General features: G+C 60.3%; 18 protein-coding genes, 2 tRNA genes and 3 pseudogenes. 9 read left to right on the top strand and 14 right to left on the bottom strand.

Annotation, left to right across the window (positions count from 1 at the left end; genetic code table 11):
- Positions 1-118 (top strand): annotated as a pseudogene (locus tag C5J22_RS29025) (IS630 family transposase); the annotation flags it as partial.
- 89 nt (positions 119-207) lie between these two features.
- On the opposite strand, the gene C5J22_RS29020 reads toward C5J22_RS29025, so the two are convergent.
- The 9 genes from C5J22_RS29020 to C5J22_RS28980 form a co-directional block, all read right to left on the bottom strand.
- A tRNA-Phe gene (locus C5J22_RS29020) sits at positions 208-283 on the bottom strand.
- A 167-nt stretch (positions 284-450) separates the two neighbouring features.
- Positions 451-660 (bottom strand): DNA gyrase inhibitor YacG, encoded by a 210-nt coding sequence (gene yacG, locus C5J22_RS29015; protein ID WP_105441082.1) that lies wholly within the window; start codon positions 658-660, stop codon positions 451-453.
- A gap of 133 nt (positions 661-793) precedes the next feature.
- The gene (locus tag C5J22_RS29010; protein ID WP_046607347.1) at positions 794-1,414 is read right to left on the bottom strand and encodes a Maf-like protein; all 621 of its coding nucleotides are present in this window, start codon (positions 1,412-1,414) and stop codon (positions 794-796) included.
- 25 nt (positions 1,415-1,439) lie between these two features.
- Positions 1,440-1,658: a translation initiation factor IF-1 gene (gene infA, locus C5J22_RS29005; RefSeq protein WP_004435948.1), complete on the bottom strand. Its 219-nt coding sequence runs from the start codon at positions 1,656-1,658 to the stop codon at positions 1,440-1,442.
- 152 nt (positions 1,659-1,810) lie between these two features.
- Entirely contained in the window at positions 1,811-2,290 is a 480-nt protein-coding gene (locus C5J22_RS29000; RefSeq protein ID WP_105441081.1) for a low molecular weight phosphatase family protein, read from the bottom strand.
- 2 nt (positions 2,291-2,292) lie between these two features.
- Complete coding sequence (locus tag C5J22_RS28995; protein ID WP_046631669.1) at positions 2,293-2,766, bottom strand: UPF0262 family protein; 474 nt, start codon at positions 2,764-2,766, stop codon at positions 2,293-2,295.
- 3 nt (positions 2,767-2,769) lie between these two features.
- Positions 2,770-4,083 (bottom strand): histidinol dehydrogenase, encoded by a 1,314-nt coding sequence (gene hisD / locus C5J22_RS28990; protein ID WP_105441080.1) that lies wholly within the window; start codon positions 4,081-4,083, stop codon positions 2,770-2,772.
- Between the two features lie 67 nt (positions 4,084-4,150).
- Positions 4,151-4,585 (bottom strand): DUF2948 family protein, encoded by a 435-nt coding sequence (locus tag C5J22_RS28985; RefSeq protein WP_105427427.1) that lies wholly within the window; start codon positions 4,583-4,585, stop codon positions 4,151-4,153.
- Positions 4,586-4,790: 205 nt separating this feature from the next.
- Positions 4,791-5,681: a LysR family transcriptional regulator gene (locus C5J22_RS28980; protein ID WP_105441079.1), complete on the bottom strand. Its 891-nt coding sequence runs from the start codon at positions 5,679-5,681 to the stop codon at positions 4,791-4,793.
- Positions 5,682-5,784: 103 nt separating this feature from the next.
- Here C5J22_RS28980 and C5J22_RS28975 point away from each other — a divergent pair, with 103 nt between their 5' ends.
- Positions 5,785-6,654: an SDR family oxidoreductase gene (locus tag C5J22_RS28975; RefSeq protein WP_105441078.1), complete on the top strand. Its 870-nt coding sequence runs from the start codon at positions 5,785-5,787 to the stop codon at positions 6,652-6,654.
- A gap of 39 nt (positions 6,655-6,693) precedes the next feature.
- Positions 6,694-7,167 carry an SRPBCC family protein gene (locus C5J22_RS28970; protein WP_105441077.1) on the top strand — a complete coding sequence of 158 codons (474 nt, stop codon included), beginning with the start codon at positions 6,694-6,696 and terminating at the stop codon, positions 7,165-7,167.
- Positions 7,168-7,330: 163 nt separating this feature from the next.
- Here C5J22_RS28970 and C5J22_RS28965 read toward each other — a convergent pair whose 3' ends face one another.
- From C5J22_RS28965 to C5J22_RS28955, 3 genes are all read right to left on the bottom strand, one after another.
- The gene (locus tag C5J22_RS28965) at positions 7,331-8,173 is read right to left on the bottom strand and encodes an oxidoreductase (RefSeq protein ID WP_105441076.1); all 843 of its coding nucleotides are present in this window, start codon (positions 8,171-8,173) and stop codon (positions 7,331-7,333) included.
- A 140-nt stretch (positions 8,174-8,313) separates the two neighbouring features.
- On the bottom strand, positions 8,314-9,606 hold the full coding sequence (murA, locus tag C5J22_RS28960; protein ID WP_046669444.1) for a UDP-N-acetylglucosamine 1-carboxyvinyltransferase: 1,293 nt from the start codon (positions 9,604-9,606) through the stop codon (positions 8,314-8,316).
- 123 nt (positions 9,607-9,729) lie between these two features.
- Positions 9,730-9,960, bottom strand: coding sequence for a hypothetical protein (locus tag C5J22_RS28955; RefSeq protein ID WP_105441075.1), 231 nt, complete (start codon positions 9,958-9,960; stop codon positions 9,730-9,732).
- A 152-nt stretch (positions 9,961-10,112) separates the two neighbouring features.
- On the opposite strand from C5J22_RS28955, the gene C5J22_RS28950 reads away from it, so the two are divergent.
- From C5J22_RS28950 to istB, 4 genes and pseudogenes are all read left to right on the top strand, one after another.
- Positions 10,113-10,187 (top strand) — tRNA-Thr (locus C5J22_RS28950).
- An 81-nt stretch (positions 10,188-10,268) separates the two neighbouring features.
- The gene (locus C5J22_RS32125) at positions 10,269-10,514 is read left to right on the top strand and encodes a DUF6538 domain-containing protein (RefSeq protein ID WP_371412681.1); all 246 of its coding nucleotides are present in this window, start codon (positions 10,269-10,271) and stop codon (positions 10,512-10,514) included.
- Between the two features lie 88 nt (positions 10,515-10,602).
- Positions 10,603-12,159 (top strand): annotated as a pseudogene (istA, locus tag C5J22_RS28940) (IS21 family transposase).
- Entirely contained in the window at positions 12,101-12,835 is a 735-nt protein-coding gene (gene istB / locus C5J22_RS28935; protein ID WP_105441073.1) for an IS21-like element helper ATPase IstB, read from the top strand. Before istA ends, istB begins: the two are co-directional and overlap by 59 nt.
- A gap of 92 nt (positions 12,836-12,927) precedes the next feature.
- On the opposite strand, the gene C5J22_RS28930 is transcribed toward istB, so the two are convergent.
- Positions 12,928-13,308, bottom strand: a complete 381-nt coding sequence (locus C5J22_RS28930; RefSeq protein WP_105441072.1) for a hypothetical protein — start codon at positions 13,306-13,308, stop codon at positions 12,928-12,930.
- 317 nt (positions 13,309-13,625) lie between these two features.
- Positions 13,626-13,902: pseudogene (locus tag C5J22_RS31830) on the bottom strand (ATP-dependent DNA ligase); the annotation flags it as partial.
- Between the two features lie 1,134 nt (positions 13,903-15,036).
- Here C5J22_RS31830 and C5J22_RS28915 point away from each other — a divergent pair.
- Entirely contained in the window at positions 15,037-16,236 is a 1,200-nt protein-coding gene (locus tag C5J22_RS28915) for an IS256 family transposase (RefSeq protein WP_105441071.1), read from the top strand.
- 449 nt (positions 16,237-16,685) lie between these two features.
- Complete coding sequence (locus tag C5J22_RS28910; protein ID WP_205837239.1) at positions 16,686-17,528, top strand: glycosyltransferase family 2 protein; 843 nt, start codon at positions 16,686-16,688, stop codon at positions 17,526-17,528.
- The last annotated feature ends 83 nt before the right edge of the window (positions 17,529-17,611 follow it).

The following is a 17,611-nucleotide window of genomic DNA, read 5'->3' as shown; positions in this document are numbered from 1 at the left end:
ACAAAAGCGCACCATCGATGACACCTGGCGTCACATCGGCAGACTGGTCGAAACAATCCTGCCCGACGAATGCGCCAACTATCTCACAAATGCAGGATATGCTTCCGTCAAAACATGAACCGCTCTAAGCCGCACGCGTGATTAGGAAACTTCGCAACACGCTGAAAGGTGCAACTGCACCAAACGCCTGATTTCTTAAAGAAGAAATGGTGCCCGGAGGCGGATTTGAACCACCGACACGCGGATTTTCAATCCGCTGCTCTACCAACTGAGCTATCCGGGCATCGAGGCCTATGAAGCCTTCCGGCCCGAGGCCGGCGGGGGCGTATCCCCCGGAGCGAGCGGGGTTATAACATCTTGTTCGGCCATGTCCAGCGCCAGAGACCACTTTTTTGACAGGTTTGCGAAAATCGCGATTTCCTGAACAAAAACAGGCGCGACCCGCCCGGCTCAGTCGTCCGAACCGTCGGCCTTGGTCTCGTCGTCCGAGACGGGAATGGCATATGAGCCCGTCAGCCAGCGCGACAGGTCCAGCGTACGGCAACGGTCGGAGCAGAAGGGATAGTGGTCGCGCGCCGAGGGCTTGCTGCATTCCGGGCAGGGCCTCGTCTTCCTGAGCGGCTCGACCTTGCCGCCGGTCTTGATCGGTTCTGATGTCATCTTTGAATACTCCTTTCTACAGGGGGGGGAATGGCGCATTCGGCAGCCTTCCAACGCCGATGACACCCTGCGGGCGCAGCCGGAGCGCCTTTCGGCCTGCTCCATCGGCCTGCACCGTCTGGACCCGCCTCTATCAGCCCTCCGGCCAGGCCGCCACCACGTCGAAGCCTTCGCCGGCCAGAAGTCCCGTCACCTCGAAAAGCGGCAGCCCGACGACATTGGTGTAGGAGCCGACGAGTTTCTGGACGAACGATCCGGCAATACCCTGGATCGCGTAGGCGCCCGCCTTGCCGCGCCATTGCCCGGACGCAATATAGTTTTCGATCTCGCGGGTGGAAAGCCGCTTGAAGCGCACCTTGGTCTGCACGACCTTCTGGCGGAACTGGCCGCCGGGGGTGATCAGGCAGATGCCGGTATAGACCCAGTGGCCGCGCCCGGAGAGCAGGTGCAGGGCGGACGAGGCCTCCTGCGTATATTCGGTCTTTTCGAGAATGCGGCGGCCGACGGCGACCACCGTGTCGGCCGACAGGATATAGCTGTGCCGCCAGGCCGGATCGTTTCTGATCCCTGCCAACGCCGCTTCGGCCTTTTCGGTCGAAAGCCTGCGGGCGAGCGAGCGCGGATGTTCGGATTTCTTCGGCGTCTCGTCGATATCCATCGGCATCAGCCGCGCCGGCGTAATGCCGGCCTGGTTGAGGAGGTCGAGGCGGCGCGGAGAACCGGAGGCCAGTATCAGCTTTTGTTCCAGCGCCATGAGAGCCCGCCGCGGATGATGAGGATTACTTGAAGCGGTAGGTGATGCGGCCCTTGGTCAGGTCGTAAGGCGTCATTTCGACGAGCACCTTGTCGCCGGCCAGAACGCGGATACGGTTCTTGCGCATGCGGCCGGCGGTGTGGGCAATGATCTCGTGTTCGTTTTCCAGCTTCACGCGAAACGTCGCGTTGGGCAGGAGTTCGGTCACGACGCCCGGGAATTCGAGGACTTCTTCTTTAGCCATCTATAGTTTTTCTTCCTGTGTTGGTTTGGGCCGGCAACGCTTTTCGCGCCCGCCCGGAAATTTGCGCGGAAACTACACAATCATGTCCGCTTTGTGAACCTCGCTTGAGCGCTATTCTCAATGTCGTTTCAAGCGGCCTGCGGCGAGCGGTTTCAGGCGGTCTCGGCCGGATGCCGGCTGATGCGGGAAAGGCGCTCGTCGATCAGCTTCCAGAGATGGTCGCGAACCTCCCGATAGGCACCCAGCATCTGGTCGCGGGTGCCTGTCGCAGCGGTCGGGTCCATGGTCGGCCAGTAGACCACGTCCACGGCATTTGAACGGGTCAGTTCCAGCGCGGCATGGTGGGCTTCCGGAGTCAGCGTGACGATCAGGTCGAAAAAATCGTCCTCGAGTTCCTCCAGCGTACGCGGCTGATGGCGGCCGATCGAAAGCCCGACCTCCTCCAGTACCGCATCCACGAAGGGATCGCGCTCGCCGGAGCGCACGCCAGCCGACTGGACGTAGATATCGGGTGGCAGCAGCCGCTTTGCAATGGCCTCCGCCATCGGCGAACGGATGACGTTGAAGCCGCACATGAAAAGAATGGCGCCCGGTCTTTTGGCCTTCATCAGGGGAGCGGGCACTGCCTCCATGCTCAGCCGCGCCAGTAGAGCACGCAGACCAGCGTGAAAAGCCGCCGCGCGGTATCGAAATCGACGCGGATCTTGCCGTCCAGCCGGTCCATCAGCGTCTGCGAGCCTTCGTTATGGACGCCGCGGCGGCCCATGTCGATCGCCTCGATGCGGCTTGGCGTCGAGGAGCGGATCGCCTCGTAATAGCTCTCGCAGATCATGAAGTAGTCCTTGATGATCCGCCGGAAGGGGGTCAGCGACAGGATATGGGTCGCGACCTGCTCGTCTTTGTCCGTCGTGATGCCGAGCATCAGCTTGGCATCGACGAGCGAGAGCTTCAGCCTGTAGGGGCCGCCGGCATGGCCGAGCGGCTCGAAGGAGTTCTCCTCGACGAGGTCGAAGATGGCGACCGCCCGCTCATGTTCCACATCGGGCGTCGAGCGCCCGATCGAGTCGTCGAGAACGACGTCGTAGAGCCGGAAGTCCCCTTGCCCCATCCGTCAGCCCTCGTCGTCGAGGGGCAAGCCGTTCAGGCGGATCGCAACGGAACGGGCGTGGGCATCGAGGCCTTCGGAATGGGCAAGCGTGATCGCCGCGGGCGCAAGCTGGCGGAGCTGATCGGGGCCGAGCCGCAGGATCGAGGTGCGCTTGACGAAATCGAGCACCGAAAGGCCGGACGAGAAACGGGCCGAGCGGGCGGTCGGGAGCACGTGGTTGGAACCGCCGACATAGTCGCCGATCACTTCCGGCGTATGGCGGCCGACGAAGATCGCGCCGGCATTGCGGATGCCCGGCAGCAGCGTATCGGGATCGGCAACGGCAAGCTCCAGGTGCTCGGCGGCGATGCGGTTGGCAAGCGGCAGCGCGGCCTGCAGGTCCGGCACCAGGATGACGGCGCCGAAATCACGCCAGCTGGCGGCAGCGGTCTGCGAACGTGACAGGGTCTTCAGCTGGCGCTCGACGGCCGCCTCCACCGCCTTGCCGAGCCCAGCATCGTCGGTAACGAGGATCGACTGCGCGCCGGCATCGTGTTCGGCCTGGGCAAGCAGATCGGCGGCCAGCCAGTCCGGATCGTTTTCGCCGTCGGCGATGACGAGGACTTCCGAGGGGCCGGCGATCATGTCGATGCCGACGGTGCCGAAAACATGGCGCTTGGCAGCCGCCACATAGGCATTGCCGGGGCCGACGATCTTCGCGACCGGGGCGATCGTCTCCGTGCCATAGGCGAGTGCCGCGACCGCCTGCGCGCCGCCGATGCGGTAGATCTCGGTGACGCCGGCGATGTGGGCGGCGGCAAGCACTGCGGGATTGATCGTTCCGCCATTCGCTGGCACGACCATGACCACACGCGGCACGCCGGCGACCCTTGCCGGCACTGCATTCATCAGCACGGAACTCGGATAGCTCGCGGTGCCGCCCGGAACATAGAGTCCGACAGCCTCGATCGCCGTCCAGCGAGACCCAAGGCCGACGCCGATCGCGTCCTCGTAGATGTCGTCCTTCGGCATCTGGCGGGCATGGTGGCGCTCGATGCGCTCGGCGGCGAACTTCAGCGCGTCGATCACCTTCCTGTCGGTCGCGGCAAGTGCGGCGTCGATCTCGGCCTCGGTCACCTTTATTCCGACCTTGGCGAGGTCGATACCGTCGAAACGGGCGGAATAATCGATCAGCGCCTGATCGCCGCGAGCGCGCACATCATCGATGATGGCGCGCACCACCGTGTTCACGTCTTCCGAGACCTCCCGCTTGGTCGACAGAAATGCGGAAAACCTTGCCTCAAAATCCGGCGACGCCTGATCCAGCCAAATTGCCAAGCGGATATTCCTTCCAGCTCAAAAAACGATGTTATCCCGGTCGGGCTGTTCGGACAAACGGGCCAGATCAGGGATGACGGGGCTTGGACGCCGTTTCCCATGCGCCGCCGACATCCGCAAGAGCAACTTCGATGCATTCGACGTCGAGCGCAATCGTCGATTTGCCGGAAAGCACCAGTTCGATCGTGCCTTCCGGGCCGTCGCCCTTCTGCGAAAAGGTGATCGCCAGCAGCGACAGGACCTCATCCTGGCGGCCGCGGTTGATGCCGGTCGAGCGCACCGCCTCGACCCGCTTGAAGACGATCGCCGCACGGCGACGTTCGAACCCCTTGCGCTGCTTGGCCGCGGCATTCTCCCAGACGAAGCGATTGGCCGCGAGCGAGAAGTTGCGCTCGGGCTGCGACCAGCGCACGTCGCCCACCTTGAAGACCGCATCCTGCATATGGGCGGAAATGACGCCCAGGTCGTCCGTATCAAGGGCCAGCAGCTTCAAGTCGGTCATCGCTTCCAATATCCATCCAGAGGCGCGTATTCACGCGAAAGTTCTTAGGACTTGAGATAGGATGTGGCGAGGCAAGAAGCAACGGCGGAGCGCAAGACAGAACGTAGCTTTATCCGCACCGACGGATGTGTCGCACGGTTGAGGAGGGAAATGGGGCAGGCAGACATCGCATAGGCCTTTCTGCGCCTGAAAGCCGGTCCGGTCATCACCTGCCGATATAGGCGGCGAGTTCGTCTGGCGTCCCATTTGGGAAGGCCTGCTTGAGAAACTCCAGAAACGCCGACACGCGGGCACTGAGCAGCCGTCGGGAAGGATAGAGCGCCCATAGTGCGATTTCCGATCCCTCTATATTCCCCCAGTGCAGCAAGGTGCCGTTGGCCAGATCGTGGCTCACCAGCGAGATCGGCAAACGTGCGGCGCCAACGCCTGCCCGGACCGCATCCCGCACCATGATCAGCGACGACAGAGAAAGGACGGGCTCGATGGTGATCTTCGCAGACCCTTTTGAAGTCGCGACATTCCAGGTCTGTCGATCGCCGGCGCCGCGTATGACACCCGGCGCTGGTGAGTCGGCGGCCGGGCGAGGAAGGTCAGGGCTCGCCACGACGACCAGGCGGTCGCGCAGAAACGCCCGCCCGACCAGGTTTTCGTCGGGATTCGGATTGACCCGGATGACCAGATCGTAGCCTTCCTCGATCATGTCCACAGGCCGATCCTCGGTCGTCACCTCCAGCCGCACCTCCGGATATTTAAGAGCAAATCCCGCCGCAATCTTGCCCATCGCGCTCTGGGAGAAAAGCGCCGGCGCGCTGATGCGCAACTTCCCCTTGGGCGTCTGGCCACCCGAAGCAATCGCCGAAGCCGTCTCGTCGAGTTCGGAGAGCAGCCTCGCCGTCCGCTCGAAGAGCGCACGTCCTTCTTCGGTGAGCTTCAGGTCACGCACGCCCCGCTCGAACAGGCGCAGGCCAAGGCTGCTTTCCAGTTCTCCAACGCGCCGGGACAGGGTTGCCTTGGGCCGGCCGGTGGCCCTTGCCGCTTTGCCGAAGCCGCCGTGGCGGGCCACGAGATTAAAATCGGCGAGGGCAAGAAGGTCCATATGTGTCCCACCAGTGAGACGGTGCGTCTAAAATTTCCGTCTATTGGGCTGCCAATGGATCACACATATTCGGCGTGTCAAGTAACCAACACGGAGAAATATCATGACCATTCTCGTTACCGGCGCCACAGGCAATGTTGGCAGCCAAGTCGTCGAACACCTCGTCAAGCGCGGCGCTGATGTCCGTGCTCTTATCCGCGACCCATCGAAAGCCGTTTTCCCGGCGGGCGTCAACGTTGTGCAGGGCGACTTTCTCGATATCGATTCACTGCGAAACGCCATGTCTGGAGTTTCCACATTGTTCCTCTTGAACGCAGTGGTGCCGGACGAATTCACCCAAGCGCTGGTCGCGCTGAACGTCGCCAGGTCGGCCGGCATCGAGCGGATCGTCTACCTGTCGGTGATCCACGCCGACGTCTACGTGAACGTGCCGCATTTTGCGGGCAAGTTCGGCGTCGAACGAATGATCGAGCAGATGGACTTCAAGGCTACGATCCTGCGCCCGGCCTACTTCATCCAGAACGACCTGATGATCAAGGACGTCATCACCGGCTACGGCGTTTATCCGATGCCGGTTGGCGACAAGGGGCTTGCGATGATCGACGTGCGTGACATCGCCGAGATCGCCGCCCTTGAGCTGCTGCGTCGCGAACAGGCTGCACAGCCGCTTCCACTCAACCGCATCAACCTCGTCGGTCCCGACACGCTCACGGGAACGGACATCGCCGCCATCTGGTCGGACGTTCTTGCCCGCCCGATCAGCTATGGCGGTGACGATACGGCAGCCTTCGAGCAGAACCTCAAGCAGTTCATGCCGCAATGGATGGCCTATGACATGCGCATGATGGGCGAACGCTTCCTGACCGACGGCATGCTGCCCGAAGGCGGCGACGTCGAGCGCCTGACAACGCTCCTCGGCCGACCGCTCCGCTCCTATCGCAACTTCGCCACGGAAACCGCGGCTGCTGCCTGAGGCAGGCCGTCCCACAACGTCAAAACAAGGACCATCGTCATGATCTATTCGACCGCCATCGTCCCGGTAAATCCGGAAGGCGAAACAAAGCTCACCCGCGAGCAGATCTGGAAAGGCCTGGAACTAAAGGCGCGCGATGCGCGCCTGTTCCTCCCGCCCGGTCTCTGCACCCGCTGCGACGTCGTGGAAGAAAGCGCGACACACTTCGTGCGCGAAGCCACCATCGCCGGCTCCGACCTTCGCGAAATCATCACCCTTGAACCGCAGAGCAAGGTCACGTTCTTCCAGGCAACCGGTCCGCGCGAAGGCGCCATCGTCAACGAACTATTCGAGGATGAAGCCGGCGCACTGCAGCTTCGGTTCTACTGCTACCTCGGCCTGCGCGGCAAGGAACCGAACGGCCCAGAGGAACAGGCCGAACAGGCGCAGTTCGACAGCGATAATGGCTACAAGTCCGCTCTGCTGTCGACGCTGAAGCGGACCCGCGAGCTGCTTGCAGAGGGAAGGCTCTAAATCGTCACCAGAGATGCAAACAGCAGGGCCGCCTCTTAGGGAGGCGCCCTGCGTTCCGAGTGAACCAAATGACGACCAAATCCATCCCCGACGCGCCCCGCCACGCTTTCGATCTCGGTAACGTCAATCGATAGGTCGCCAGCAGACCCCACCGCCATCGAATTCACGTGGGAAAATCGGCTGACAGGCTGATTTCCTCCCAGAGTTCGATCTGGGTCAAGCGCTCCTTCAGCTTTTGGGTGACGGCGTTATAGCAGATGGCCCCTAATACCAGGTGGCGGGGCGCCTGATCCGCTTCGGTCGCGGCGATCATCGCCTCGCCGGCGCGCACCGGATCGCCCGGCTGGCGGCCGCTATAGCCGGAGGTCGCGCCCATGCGGGCGGCGGCGGTCTCGGCGTAGTCGGCGATCGTGCTCGGCGTCTGCTTCAGGGAGCGCCCGGCCCAGTCGGTGCGGAACGGACCGGGCTCGACGCAGGTGACCTTGATGCCAAGCGGCGCGCCTTCGTGGGCGAGCGCATCGGAAAAACCTTCGACTGCATGCTTGCTCGCCGCGTAGTAGCCGGAGCTCGCAAGGCCCATGAAGCCGGCCATCGAGGTGATATTGAGGATATGGCCCTTGCGCTGCGCACGCATGCCCGGCAGCACGGCGCGGGTCATGGCGAACAGGCCGAAGACGTTGGCGTCGAACATTGCGCGGATCTCGTCCTCCTCGCCTTCCTCGATCGATGCCTGATAACCGTAGCCGGCATTGTTGACCAGCACGTCGATGCGGCCGAACCTCTCTTCGGCGGCGGAAACCGCATCAGAAATCTGCTTCATGTCCGTCACGTCGAGATCGAGTGCCAGGACGTGATCCTTGCCATCGGCCAGATCGGCGACCCGATCCTTGCCGCGGGCGGTGACGACGGTTGGCCAGCCGCGCTCGATCGTCAGCTTGGCGAGTTCGTGGCCAAAGCCGGTGGAGCAGCCGGTAATGAACCAGACGGGGGCTTGAGTATCGGTCATGGGGAAATCTCCGTAGGGTGCCGGATCAAACGATATGAGGCGGGAAAGGGATGGACGTCTCAAAGAGATAGAAACGCAAAAAAGGACGGCAAGGGCAAAGCCCCGACCACCCTTTGCAAAATATCAGCCTTGCGGATCGATCAGTCGCTGACGCGTTCGACCACGGCGCCGCAGCGCGTAAGCTTTTCTTCCAGCCGCTCGAAACCGCGGTCGAGGTGATAGACACGGCTGACCATGGTCTCGCCTTCGGCGGCAAGGCCGGCGATGACCAGCGAGACGGAAGCGCGCAGGTCGGTTGCCATGACCGGGGCGCCCTTCAGCCGCGTCACGCCTTCGACCCGAGCCTTCTGCCCGGAGAGCGAGATCCTGGCGCCGAGGCGGGCAAGTTCCTGCACGTGCATGAAGCGGTTCTCGAAAATGGTCTCGGTAATGTTGGAGACACCGGAAGACCGGGTCATCAGCGCCATGAACTGCGCCTGCAGGTCGGTCGGGAAACCCGGGAACGGCTCGGTGGTGATATCGACCGGCTGGATGCCGTTGCCGTTGCGCACGACGCGCAGCCCGCTTTCCGTCTCGGTGATATGGGCGCCGGCCAGCCGCAGCGTGTCGAGAGCGTTGTCGAGCAGCGAAGCTTCGGTGCCCTCGAGCACGACATCGCCGCCGGCCATCGCAACCGCCATGGCATAGGTACCGGTCTCGATGCGATCCGGCAGGACCCGATGGCGGGCGCCCGAGAGCGAGGTGACGCCCTCGATGGTGATCGTCTGGGTGCCGGCGCCGGAAATCTTGGCGCCCATGGCGGTCAGGCACTTTGCGAGATCGACGACCTCCGGCTCGCGTGCGGCGTTTTCGATCACCGTTGTGCCGCGGGCAAGCGTCGCCGCCATCATCATCACGTGCGTCGCGCCGACCGACACTTTCGGGAAGACGTAGCGGGCGCCGATCAGGCCGCCCTTCGGCGCCGTGGCGTTCACATAACCGCCGTCGACCTCCAGGGTGGCGCCGAGCGCCTGCAGGCCTTCGAGGAAGAGATCCACAGGACGCGTGCCGATGGCGCAGCCGCCCGGCAGGGAAACGCGCGCCTGGCCTTCGCGCGCGAGCAGCGGCCCGATGACCCAGAAGCTCGCCCGCATCTTCGAGACCAGCTCATAGGGAGCGGTCGTATCGACGATGGTGCGGCAGGTGAAGTTGATGGTGCGGGAATAACTCTCTTCCTGACGCTCGCGGCGGCCATTGACGGCGACATCGACGCCATGATTGCCGAGGATGCGCAGGAGCTGTTCCACGTCGGCCAGATGCGGCACGTTTTCGAGCGTCAGCGTATCGCTCGTCAGAAGGGAAGCGATCATCAGCGGCAGAGCGGCGTTTTTCGCTCCCGAGATCGGAATGGTGCCCTTGAGTTCGTTGCCGCCCACAATTCTGATGCGATCCATAAGTTTTAACTCTTCCTTCTGAGCGCGAAAGGTGGCGTCCTTAGACGAAATCCGCCGCTGCTTCAATGATTGCTGAAATGCCTGCCCGAATAGCCTGCCCGCTGCCCCGTCTCGGCGCATAAGCTATGATGATTCGTCCGTTTTTGCGGCAGGCAGCCCTTCCGTCGAATCCTCCTCGCCCGCCCGGCGCGCCCGCGCCTGGGTCTTGCGGCGCATCAGATTCTCGCGAAGTTTGGCCGCAGCCTTTGCCTTGCGCTGCGCCTCGCGCGCTGCAGCCGCCTTGCGAGCCCGGTCGCCGCGGCCTTCGCCGATATCTGCGCCTTCTGGATCGTGCCGTTCTTCATCATTCGCCATGGCTCTCCATACCCAAAAAGCGGGATTCTTGAAAGCGGAAGCGACGTTTTTCCCACTCGTTGGCAAAGAACTTGGAATTTGCGGCTTGCGCTGCCGGTGAACCTATGGCAATAGGCCGCTGCCGACGACGCGGGTCTTTCGCGCCGGCTGACGCTGCTATAGCTCAGGGGTAGAGCACTCCCTTGGTAAGGGAGAGGCCGAGAGTTCAAATCTCTCTAGCAGCACCATTACTTTTGCCGTCAAAATCAAAATGATGAATGCTATCAAATCGCTAGAGACGACCCCGGTCATACACACGGGTCGTGAACATGGTCCATTTGATGCCTAACCCCACGAAGTCGCCAGACAGCGTCTACTATTTTCGAATGCGGGTCCCGAGGGATCTTACCGAGAAGGTCGGTAAGGACATTTATTCCATATCTCTCCGCACCAAAGACCCCCGGCACACCAAAACCCTTTTCACGGAAATGCTTGCGGCCAAGAACGCGAACACGCGGCGTTGCGGGCAGGACCACAGGCGGTTCCCCATAGTGTGTTCCGGCGTGCAAATTTGACCCCCTTGTCGGGGTAATCGGCGTCCAATTTTGCCCCCCCTCAGATTTCATCTGACCATCCGGCTTTTAGCGGCGGATGGAGCGGGAGTTGAAGCGAGTGGATACGATTGCGCGTGTTCGACGGGCCTTCCATGTGCAGGGCTGGTCGGTGAAGAAGATTGTCCGGGAACTCCACGTGTCGCGCAACACGGTTCGCAAGATTCTGCGTTCCGACGAGACCGATTTTACCTATGAACGAGAGCGGCAACCGCTGCCAAGGATCGGAGCGTGGAAGGCCGAGATCGAGTGGTTTCTGACAGCGAATGAGGGCAAGCCGTCGCGTGAACGGCTAACGCTGATCCGGATTTACGAGGAGGTTCGGGCACTCGGCTACGATGGCAGTTATGACGCGATCCGGCGATATGCCAAGACCTGGGCGAAGAACCGGGGAGCCGTGACAGCGGAAGCCTATGTGCCCTCTATTACGCGCCAGGCGAAGCCTACCAGTTCGACTGGAGCCACGAGATCATTCTGGTCAACGGGGTGACGACGACCGTGAAGGTCGCGCACGTCCGGCTCTGCCACAGCCGGATGATGTTCGCCCGAGCCTATATGCGCGAGAGCCAGGAGATGGTGTTCGATGCCCATGACAAGGCCTTCGCCTTCTTCCGTGGCACCTGCACGCGCGGCATCTACGATAACATGAAGACTGCGGTCGAGGCGGTGTTCGTCGGCAAGGAGCGACAATACAATCGCCGCTTCCTGCAGATGTGCAGCCACTATCTGGTCCATCCCGTTGCCTGCACGCCCGCATCCGGATGGGAGAAGGGACAGGTCGAGAACCAGGTTGGCCTCGTGCGCGAACGCTTCTTCACCCCACGCCTTCGCGTCAAAAGCCTGGAAGAGCTGAACGTCTGGCTGCTCGATAAGTGCATCGCCTACGCCAAGGCACACCGCCATCCCGAGCAAACCGAGCGGATGATCTGGCAGATGCTCGAGGAGGAGCGCGGCAGCCTCGTACATTACGTCGGCCCGTTCGATGGTTTCCACTGTGTCCCGGCCTCGGTGTCGAAGACCTGCACAGTCCGCTTCGACAACAACAAATACTCTGTCCTCTCAACGGCTGTCGGCCGCCCTGTTGAGGTTCATGCCTATGCCGAGAAGATCGTGATCCGGCAGGATGGCGTGAATGTCGGTGAGCATCCTCGTTGCTTTGGCCGTGGCGAGACGATCTACGATCCTTGGCATTATGTCCCTGTTCTAGCTCGTAAACCTGGTGCTTTGCGCAATGGTGCGCCGTTCCGGGAATGGGTCTTACCCGCAGCGATGGAGAAGGTGCGCCGCCGGCTGAAGAGCGTCCATGATGGTGATCGGCAAATGGTCACCATCCTCGGCTGTGTTCCCACCGACGGTCTGGCGGCTGTCGATGCTGCCTGCCAGGAGGCTTTGGATCACGGCGTCTGCTCGGCCTCGGTGATTATCAACATTCTGGCCCGCAGCCGTGATCCGGCTCCGGCCGCAACCCTGCAAACCCCGGATGCGCTGCGGCTGACCCATGAACCGGTCGCCGACTGCGCACGCTATGACAGCCTCAGGAGGGCAAGCTGATGGAACGCACACAGATTCTCGAACTGATGAGCACGCTGAAGCTCTATGGAATGCGTAGCGCTTACGACGAGGTCATGGGCAACGGCATCAAACGGCAGCACGAACCGCCGCGCATCGTCGGTGATCTCTTGCAGTCGGAGATCGCCGAGAAGCAGGCCCGCTCTATTCGCTACCAACTCAGCATCGCCAAGCTGCCCCTCGCCAAGGACATCGACGATTTCGACTTCACCGATACGCCGGTCAATGAATCCCTGGTGCGGGAGCTGGCTACCGGCACCTTCGTCGCCGATCAGCGTAACGTCGTCCTCGTCGGTGGCACGGGAACCGGAAAGAGCCATCTCGCCATCGCGATTGCCCGTGCACTGATCCGCAACGGAACACGCGGGCGCTTCTTCAACGTCGTCGATCTGGTCAATCGGTTGGAAACGGAAACGCGCAGCGGCAAGCAAGGGCGGACGGCCGACTATCTCAACCGCCTCGACTTCATCATTCTCGACGAACTCGGCTATCTGCCCTTTGCCCAGGCGGGCGGCCAACTCCTGTTCCATCTGATCAGCAGGCTCTACGAGCGCACGTCGATCATCGTCACCACGAACCTGGCGTTCGGCGAATGGCCATCAGTGTTCGGGGACGCCAAAATGACGACAGCACTTCTGGACCGTCTGACCCATCATTGCGAGATCGTTGAAACCGGAAACGAGTCCTGGCGCTTCAAGAACCGCTCTCAAAGCTAAAGCCGAAGACGATCATCACCCGCGCTTGACCTACCCTCTGCAACCCCGGCCAGCGCCGGGCAGGCCAAGCGCTGATCTACACCACCAGGGGGTCAAAATTGGATGCCGATAAGGGGTGAATTTTGGACGCCGATTGACACTCCAGCGATGCCAATGCTCGCAATGACCGCGAAATTCGCAACGTATGGGACGATGCGTCTCCCTGGTGGAGCCTTTCGACGCTGGGCAATTGGCAACGGACCGTATGGACCCTCACCGTTGCTGGAGTAGTAAAAATCGCCAATCACCATATGCAGCAACACTGACAATGTAGCCATGGACAACCAAAGAAGACTTCCGGTTAGATAGCTCGCGCCGCAATTTGCGAATGGATCGGCGATATCGATATGCGTTGCGATAAAATAAAATCTGCTTACTGCACGAAACGCAATCAACGAAACGGCCAAATAGTAAACGACTACGGCCTTCTCCATCCAAGGGCTCATTCTTATCGATCCATTTGCAGTTCGCCGTCTCGCCAAGTGTCGAACCGACGAATATCTGACCCATCCGGATTCTGCAGCGACTGCTGTCTGTCGGTACAGGATATCCTCCGGCGTTGTGCCATAACCTGCGGCTGGCTTGCTCGACCAGTTGAGCCCGCAATATAGGCCATGGTTCTTGAGAACTGGAAGCCTTCACTGGGTGACTGGCATTTTTGCGAGTTGCCCTTTGGGAAATTTACAGCAGTTAGTTAGTCATCGGGAGCCATGGTTAGCGTACTCCACGCAAGCCCGCATGAGATCCAGGGATATTCCAAGCCGCGCAGATCGTGCCCGTCGAGATAGAGCAGATCGAAGCGTAGAGGATCGAGTTGCGGCAAGGCAGCTTGCCGCCTGCCTTGCCGGGGGCGCCCCAGGGATTCTGCAGCAGGCCGAAATCTCATCGCCCCGCTCGTCGAGCACCACCGACTCCCCGTCGATGATCATGGTGGTTGTGCGAAGTGGCTTCACCGGATCGACGATGGCGGGAAAGCGATGCGTCCAGTCGTGGCCGCCGCGGGTAGTGATCCGGACGCCGACCGGCTCGTCCGCATCCTGAACGCCGCTATTCGAGGAACCCACAAAGCCACTCTCTTGATCCAGTCGAGGTCGTGACTATGTGCTCGCGGATGGGAACCCTGCCGCAACTGGAGCTTGGCACCGTCAACAGGCAACACAGGGCGATCTGATGGGAGCGCGATGCAGCTTCGACAGTTGTCGGCTGGAACGAATCCATCGGGTTCCCGTTCATAACGCACAACAATGGAGGCTCTCTTCCGAGAGCGATTTGGGAGGATAAGATGAAAGCAAATTACATCGCAATATTGGCGGGCTTGGTCGCCATTTTTACCGGCACGAGCATTGTACCTAATCCGGCAGTTGCTCAGGTGGAATTTGAGTTCGGAATCGGCGGCGGGCGATCCTACGACAATAGGAGATACTATCGGGATGAATACCGGGAGGATCGCCGATATGACCCCAGGTTCGCCTATCGAGGTTGCAGCCCGCGCCAAGCGCTGAGTGCGGCTTCAAGATGGCTCGACGCCCCACGGATCCGGTCGGTGAACCGCGCCTACTATGACATCGACGGCTATGGCAAAAGCGGCAGAAACCGGGGCCGTCCGGACGGTGTTCGGATATCGACAGCACCTGATTGTGAACGCTCCAGGCCCTAAGAAGGGTGAACGAGATTTTCAGCGTTATGAATGGGTAACCGCGCCTCTAGTCAGGCGCGGTTAGTGTCCCCCTGAAGGGTTCGGCAGCGCGCGGCTCGAACCTCTTGAGTTTGCCTATTTTATTCAGTTCGTATCGAATTCGGGGGCCATCTTCCGGTCATGCGCAGGCATTCACTCGGACACCCGTCCCGTAGATGCGGCCACATGCAAATCTGTGGTCATGCGGTTTTGTCTCCGATGAGCCTGAGTGGTCAGCGATGGCGGACAGAGCGTTTAGCGATCAGCATGCGGAGGCCGGGCGCAAAGAAAGCGTGGAGATTGCGCAGAGCACCATTGGCCTCAACGATCTCCTCTGAACCTACGCCTCTCCCGAGAAAATCGTTCATCAGCGTCGACACCGAAGGAAACGGATCGTGTCCCAGCGAGTGGTGTAGCTGGGTTTCATAGCCATCGGTGATTTCCGGTAGGGTCGGGTTGCTTAGAGCCAACCTGAAGGACACCACCGATGACCGACGATATGATGAACCTGCGCTCGCTTGTTGAGAAGAGCGCTGATGCGGATTTGCTGCGCGAGATGATCGGCTTTGCCGCCGAAAAGTTGATGGCATTAGAAGTGGGCGCTGCTACGGGTGCTGGCTATGGTGAGAAGACCGGGCTTCGTCTTGCCCAGCGCAACGGCTATCGCGACCGCGATTGGGAAACACGTGCTGGAACGGTGGAGCTGCGGATTCCAAAGCTGCGAACAGGCAGCTATTTCCCGAGCTTCCTAGAGCCACGCCGCATGGCGGAAAAGGCTCTGACTGCCGTCATACAGGAGGCTTATATCCAGGGCATCTCGACGCGTTCGGTCGATGACCTTGTCAAAGCCATGGGCATGTCGGGCATCTCGAAAAGCCAGGTCTCCAGGCTTTGCGAGGAGATCGACGTCAAGGTCAAAGCCTTCCTCGACCGACCCATCGAGGGCGAATGGCCGTACGTCTGGATCGATGCCACCTATCTGAAGGTGAGACGTGGTGGCCGCATCGTGTCGGTCGCGGCGATCATCGCTGTCGGCGTCAATGCCGATGGACGTCGAGAGGTGCTTGGGCTGGAGATCGGTACGTCCGAAGCCGAGCCGATTTGGACGGAATTCCTTCGCAAACTGACCCGCCGAGGTTTGAGAGGCGTCAAACTCGTCGTTTCCGATGCCCATGAGAGCATCAAGACCGCCGTCAGCAAGGTGCTCAATGCGACCTGGCAACGATGCCGGGTTCACTTCATGAGGAAAGCCCTGGCGCATGCTGGAAAGAGCGGGCGGCGTGTCGTTTCTGCCTTCATCGCCACGGCATTTGCCCAGGAGACGCCGGAGGCAGCGAGCATCCAGTGGCGCAGCGTTGCTGATCAGATCCGGCCGAAAGTGCCGAAGCTTGCCCATCTCATGGACGAGTCCGAAAGCGAAGTGCTCACCTATATGACCTTTCCTAAGCAGCATTGGGCTAAACTTCACAGCACCAATCCCATCGAGCGGCTCAACGGTGAGATCAAACGACGAACTGAGGTCGTTGGCATCTTTCCCAACGATGATGCGATCATCCGGCTCGTCGGCGCGCTCCTGCTCGAACAGAACGATGAGTGGGCCGTCCAACGTGCCCGATACATGACGCTGGAAACCATCGGACAAATGAGCGATGATCCTCTCATCAGCCTACCAGCAGTGGCGCGCTGATACTCCCTCCGGCCAAGCCCGGAATACGCCGTGGATGTCAGTAGCTACACCACGAGATGGGACACGATCAGGAAACGAGCCAGATGTCTTGTCATCCTTTGATTTCGATAGGGATGCAGCTACCTTTCTTGCGTCGAACCCAATTATACAAAATCGAACGGGAGACTTGATCAAATCATGTTTCAGAGAGGCTATGGGCGCGTGTACCGCGAATGGTAGGTTCGGCGCCTGGTAGTAGAAAGATCTGATGCCGTTCGGCAATAGTCGAGTTGATTGTTATCCAATGCTCTGCCATGAAAGTTTGAGCAAGTCGGATCGGATTGCACCTCTACATCCCTTTTCGCCGGGCACGGAAGCAAGAACTTGTGCTTTGCGGCGGCGGCTACAAGCTCGGATGATTGGTACCATCTGGCATCGGCGGGCTTATGAATGTGAAGGCGGAGGTGAGAATGCCAGAAATCAGTATCGGGCTCCCTGTTTATAACGGAGGGCAGCATCTCCGGTCCGCTATAGATTCAATTTTAAAGCAGACGTTTTCGGATTTTGAACTTATTATCTCCGACAACGCGTCAACTGATGAGACCGAAAAAACCTGTCGTGAGCTTGCAAGTCGGGATAACAGGGTCAGATACTTCAGGCAGTCAGAGAGTATTGGCGTCGCTGATAACTTCCGCTTTGTTTTTGAGCAGGCAACCGCACCATTGTTCAAGTGGATGGCTCATGATGATTGGATCGATGGCGATTGGCTTTCTGTCCTGGTGCCGGTGGCAAAAGCCCAGCATGCTATTATTTTTGGCCACGTGCAAATGGTGACCTATGAGGGGCAGAACATGGCCCATCAAGCCAATGGGCGGGCAATGCAATATATAGGCCCGGCTTGGTGGCGTCGATTAGCATTTGCTATCGAACCCGCGAACCTTGGGAAGGCAAATATCATCTATGGCATATTCCCACGAGATGCGATCACCCCGGAAAGCCTTAGGACATTCTCTGCCTATGGCGCCCCCGGGGACGTGATGATGCTGACTGAGTGCCTCAGCCGACTACCGATTGTTTTTGGTGGACCCAGCCGCGTGTTCAAAAGGTCGCCCCCCCCGCGTCCATTAGGCGCGGTGAAGGAGAGACGTGCATCGATCTTCGAACGCACGATGTTGCGCCAATTCCTATCAATCGGTCCGATATCGTTTCGGATCGGCTATCTGCTGCTTTACCCGCTTACTATGGGCCGTATGAAGTACGAACGGAAGCTTCGTCGACTTCGCGCTCACTTTATGGGCAGTTCGCCGGCGTGACGTTCAACCTGTAGGATGATTGTGATCTCATCAATTTGTTTCCAGCAGGTGGTCGCTAAGAGTTTGGGCCGTGAATTTAAGCG

Origin of the sequence: Neorhizobium sp. T25_13, from assembly GCF_002968675.1 — a bacterium.
Lineage (GTDB): Bacteria > Pseudomonadota > Alphaproteobacteria > Rhizobiales > Rhizobiaceae > Neorhizobium > Neorhizobium tomejilense.
This window is presented reverse-complemented; position numbering and strand designations above follow the sequence as displayed.

Excerpts from the sequence above, each read along its gene's own strand:
- C5J22_RS28975 (WP_105441078.1), top strand. The coding sequence starts at position 5,785 with ATGACCATTCTCGTTACCGGCGCCACAGGCAATGTTGGCAGCCAAGTC.
- C5J22_RS32125 (WP_371412681.1), top strand. The coding sequence starts at position 10,269 with ATGGTCCATTTGATGCCTAACCCCACGAAGTCGCCAGACAGCGTCTAC.
- C5J22_RS28915 (WP_105441071.1), top strand. The coding sequence starts at position 15,037 with ATGACCGACGATATGATGAACCTGCGCTCGCTTGTTGAGAAGAGCGCT.
- C5J22_RS28955 (WP_105441075.1), bottom strand. The coding sequence starts at position 9,960 with ATGGCGAATGATGAAGAACGGCACGATCCAGAAGGCGCAGATATCGGC.
- C5J22_RS28995 (WP_046631669.1), bottom strand. The coding sequence starts at position 2,766 with ATGGGGCAAGGGGACTTCCGGCTCTACGACGTCGTTCTCGACGACTCG.
- C5J22_RS29000 (WP_105441081.1), bottom strand. The coding sequence starts at position 2,290 with ATGGAGGCAGTGCCCGCTCCCCTGATGAAGGCCAAAAGACCGGGCGCC.
- C5J22_RS28910 (WP_205837239.1), top strand. The coding sequence starts at position 16,686 with ATGCCAGAAATCAGTATCGGGCTCCCTGTTTATAACGGAGGGCAGCAT.
- C5J22_RS28965 (WP_105441076.1), bottom strand. The coding sequence starts at position 8,173 with ATGACCGATACTCAAGCCCCCGTCTGGTTCATTACCGGCTGCTCCACC.
- C5J22_RS28985 (WP_105427427.1), bottom strand. The coding sequence starts at position 4,585 with ATGACCGACTTGAAGCTGCTGGCCCTTGATACGGACGACCTGGGCGTC.
- infA (WP_004435948.1), bottom strand. The coding sequence starts at position 1,658 with ATGGCTAAAGAAGAAGTCCTCGAATTCCCGGGCGTCGTGACCGAACTC.
- istB (WP_105441073.1), top strand. The coding sequence starts at position 12,101 with ATGGAACGCACACAGATTCTCGAACTGATGAGCACGCTGAAGCTCTAT.
- C5J22_RS28930 (WP_105441072.1), bottom strand. The coding sequence starts at position 13,308 with ATGGAGAAGGCCGTAGTCGTTTACTATTTGGCCGTTTCGTTGATTGCG.
- murA (WP_046669444.1), bottom strand. The coding sequence starts at position 9,606 with ATGGATCGCATCAGAATTGTGGGCGGCAACGAACTCAAGGGCACCATT.
- C5J22_RS28970 (WP_105441077.1), top strand. The coding sequence starts at position 6,694 with ATGATCTATTCGACCGCCATCGTCCCGGTAAATCCGGAAGGCGAAACA.
- yacG (WP_105441082.1), bottom strand. The coding sequence starts at position 660 with ATGACATCAGAACCGATCAAGACCGGCGGCAAGGTCGAGCCGCTCAGG.
- C5J22_RS29010 (WP_046607347.1), bottom strand. The coding sequence starts at position 1,414 with ATGGCGCTGGAACAAAAGCTGATACTGGCCTCCGGTTCTCCGCGCCGC.
- C5J22_RS28980 (WP_105441079.1), bottom strand. The coding sequence starts at position 5,681 with ATGGACCTTCTTGCCCTCGCCGATTTTAATCTCGTGGCCCGCCACGGC.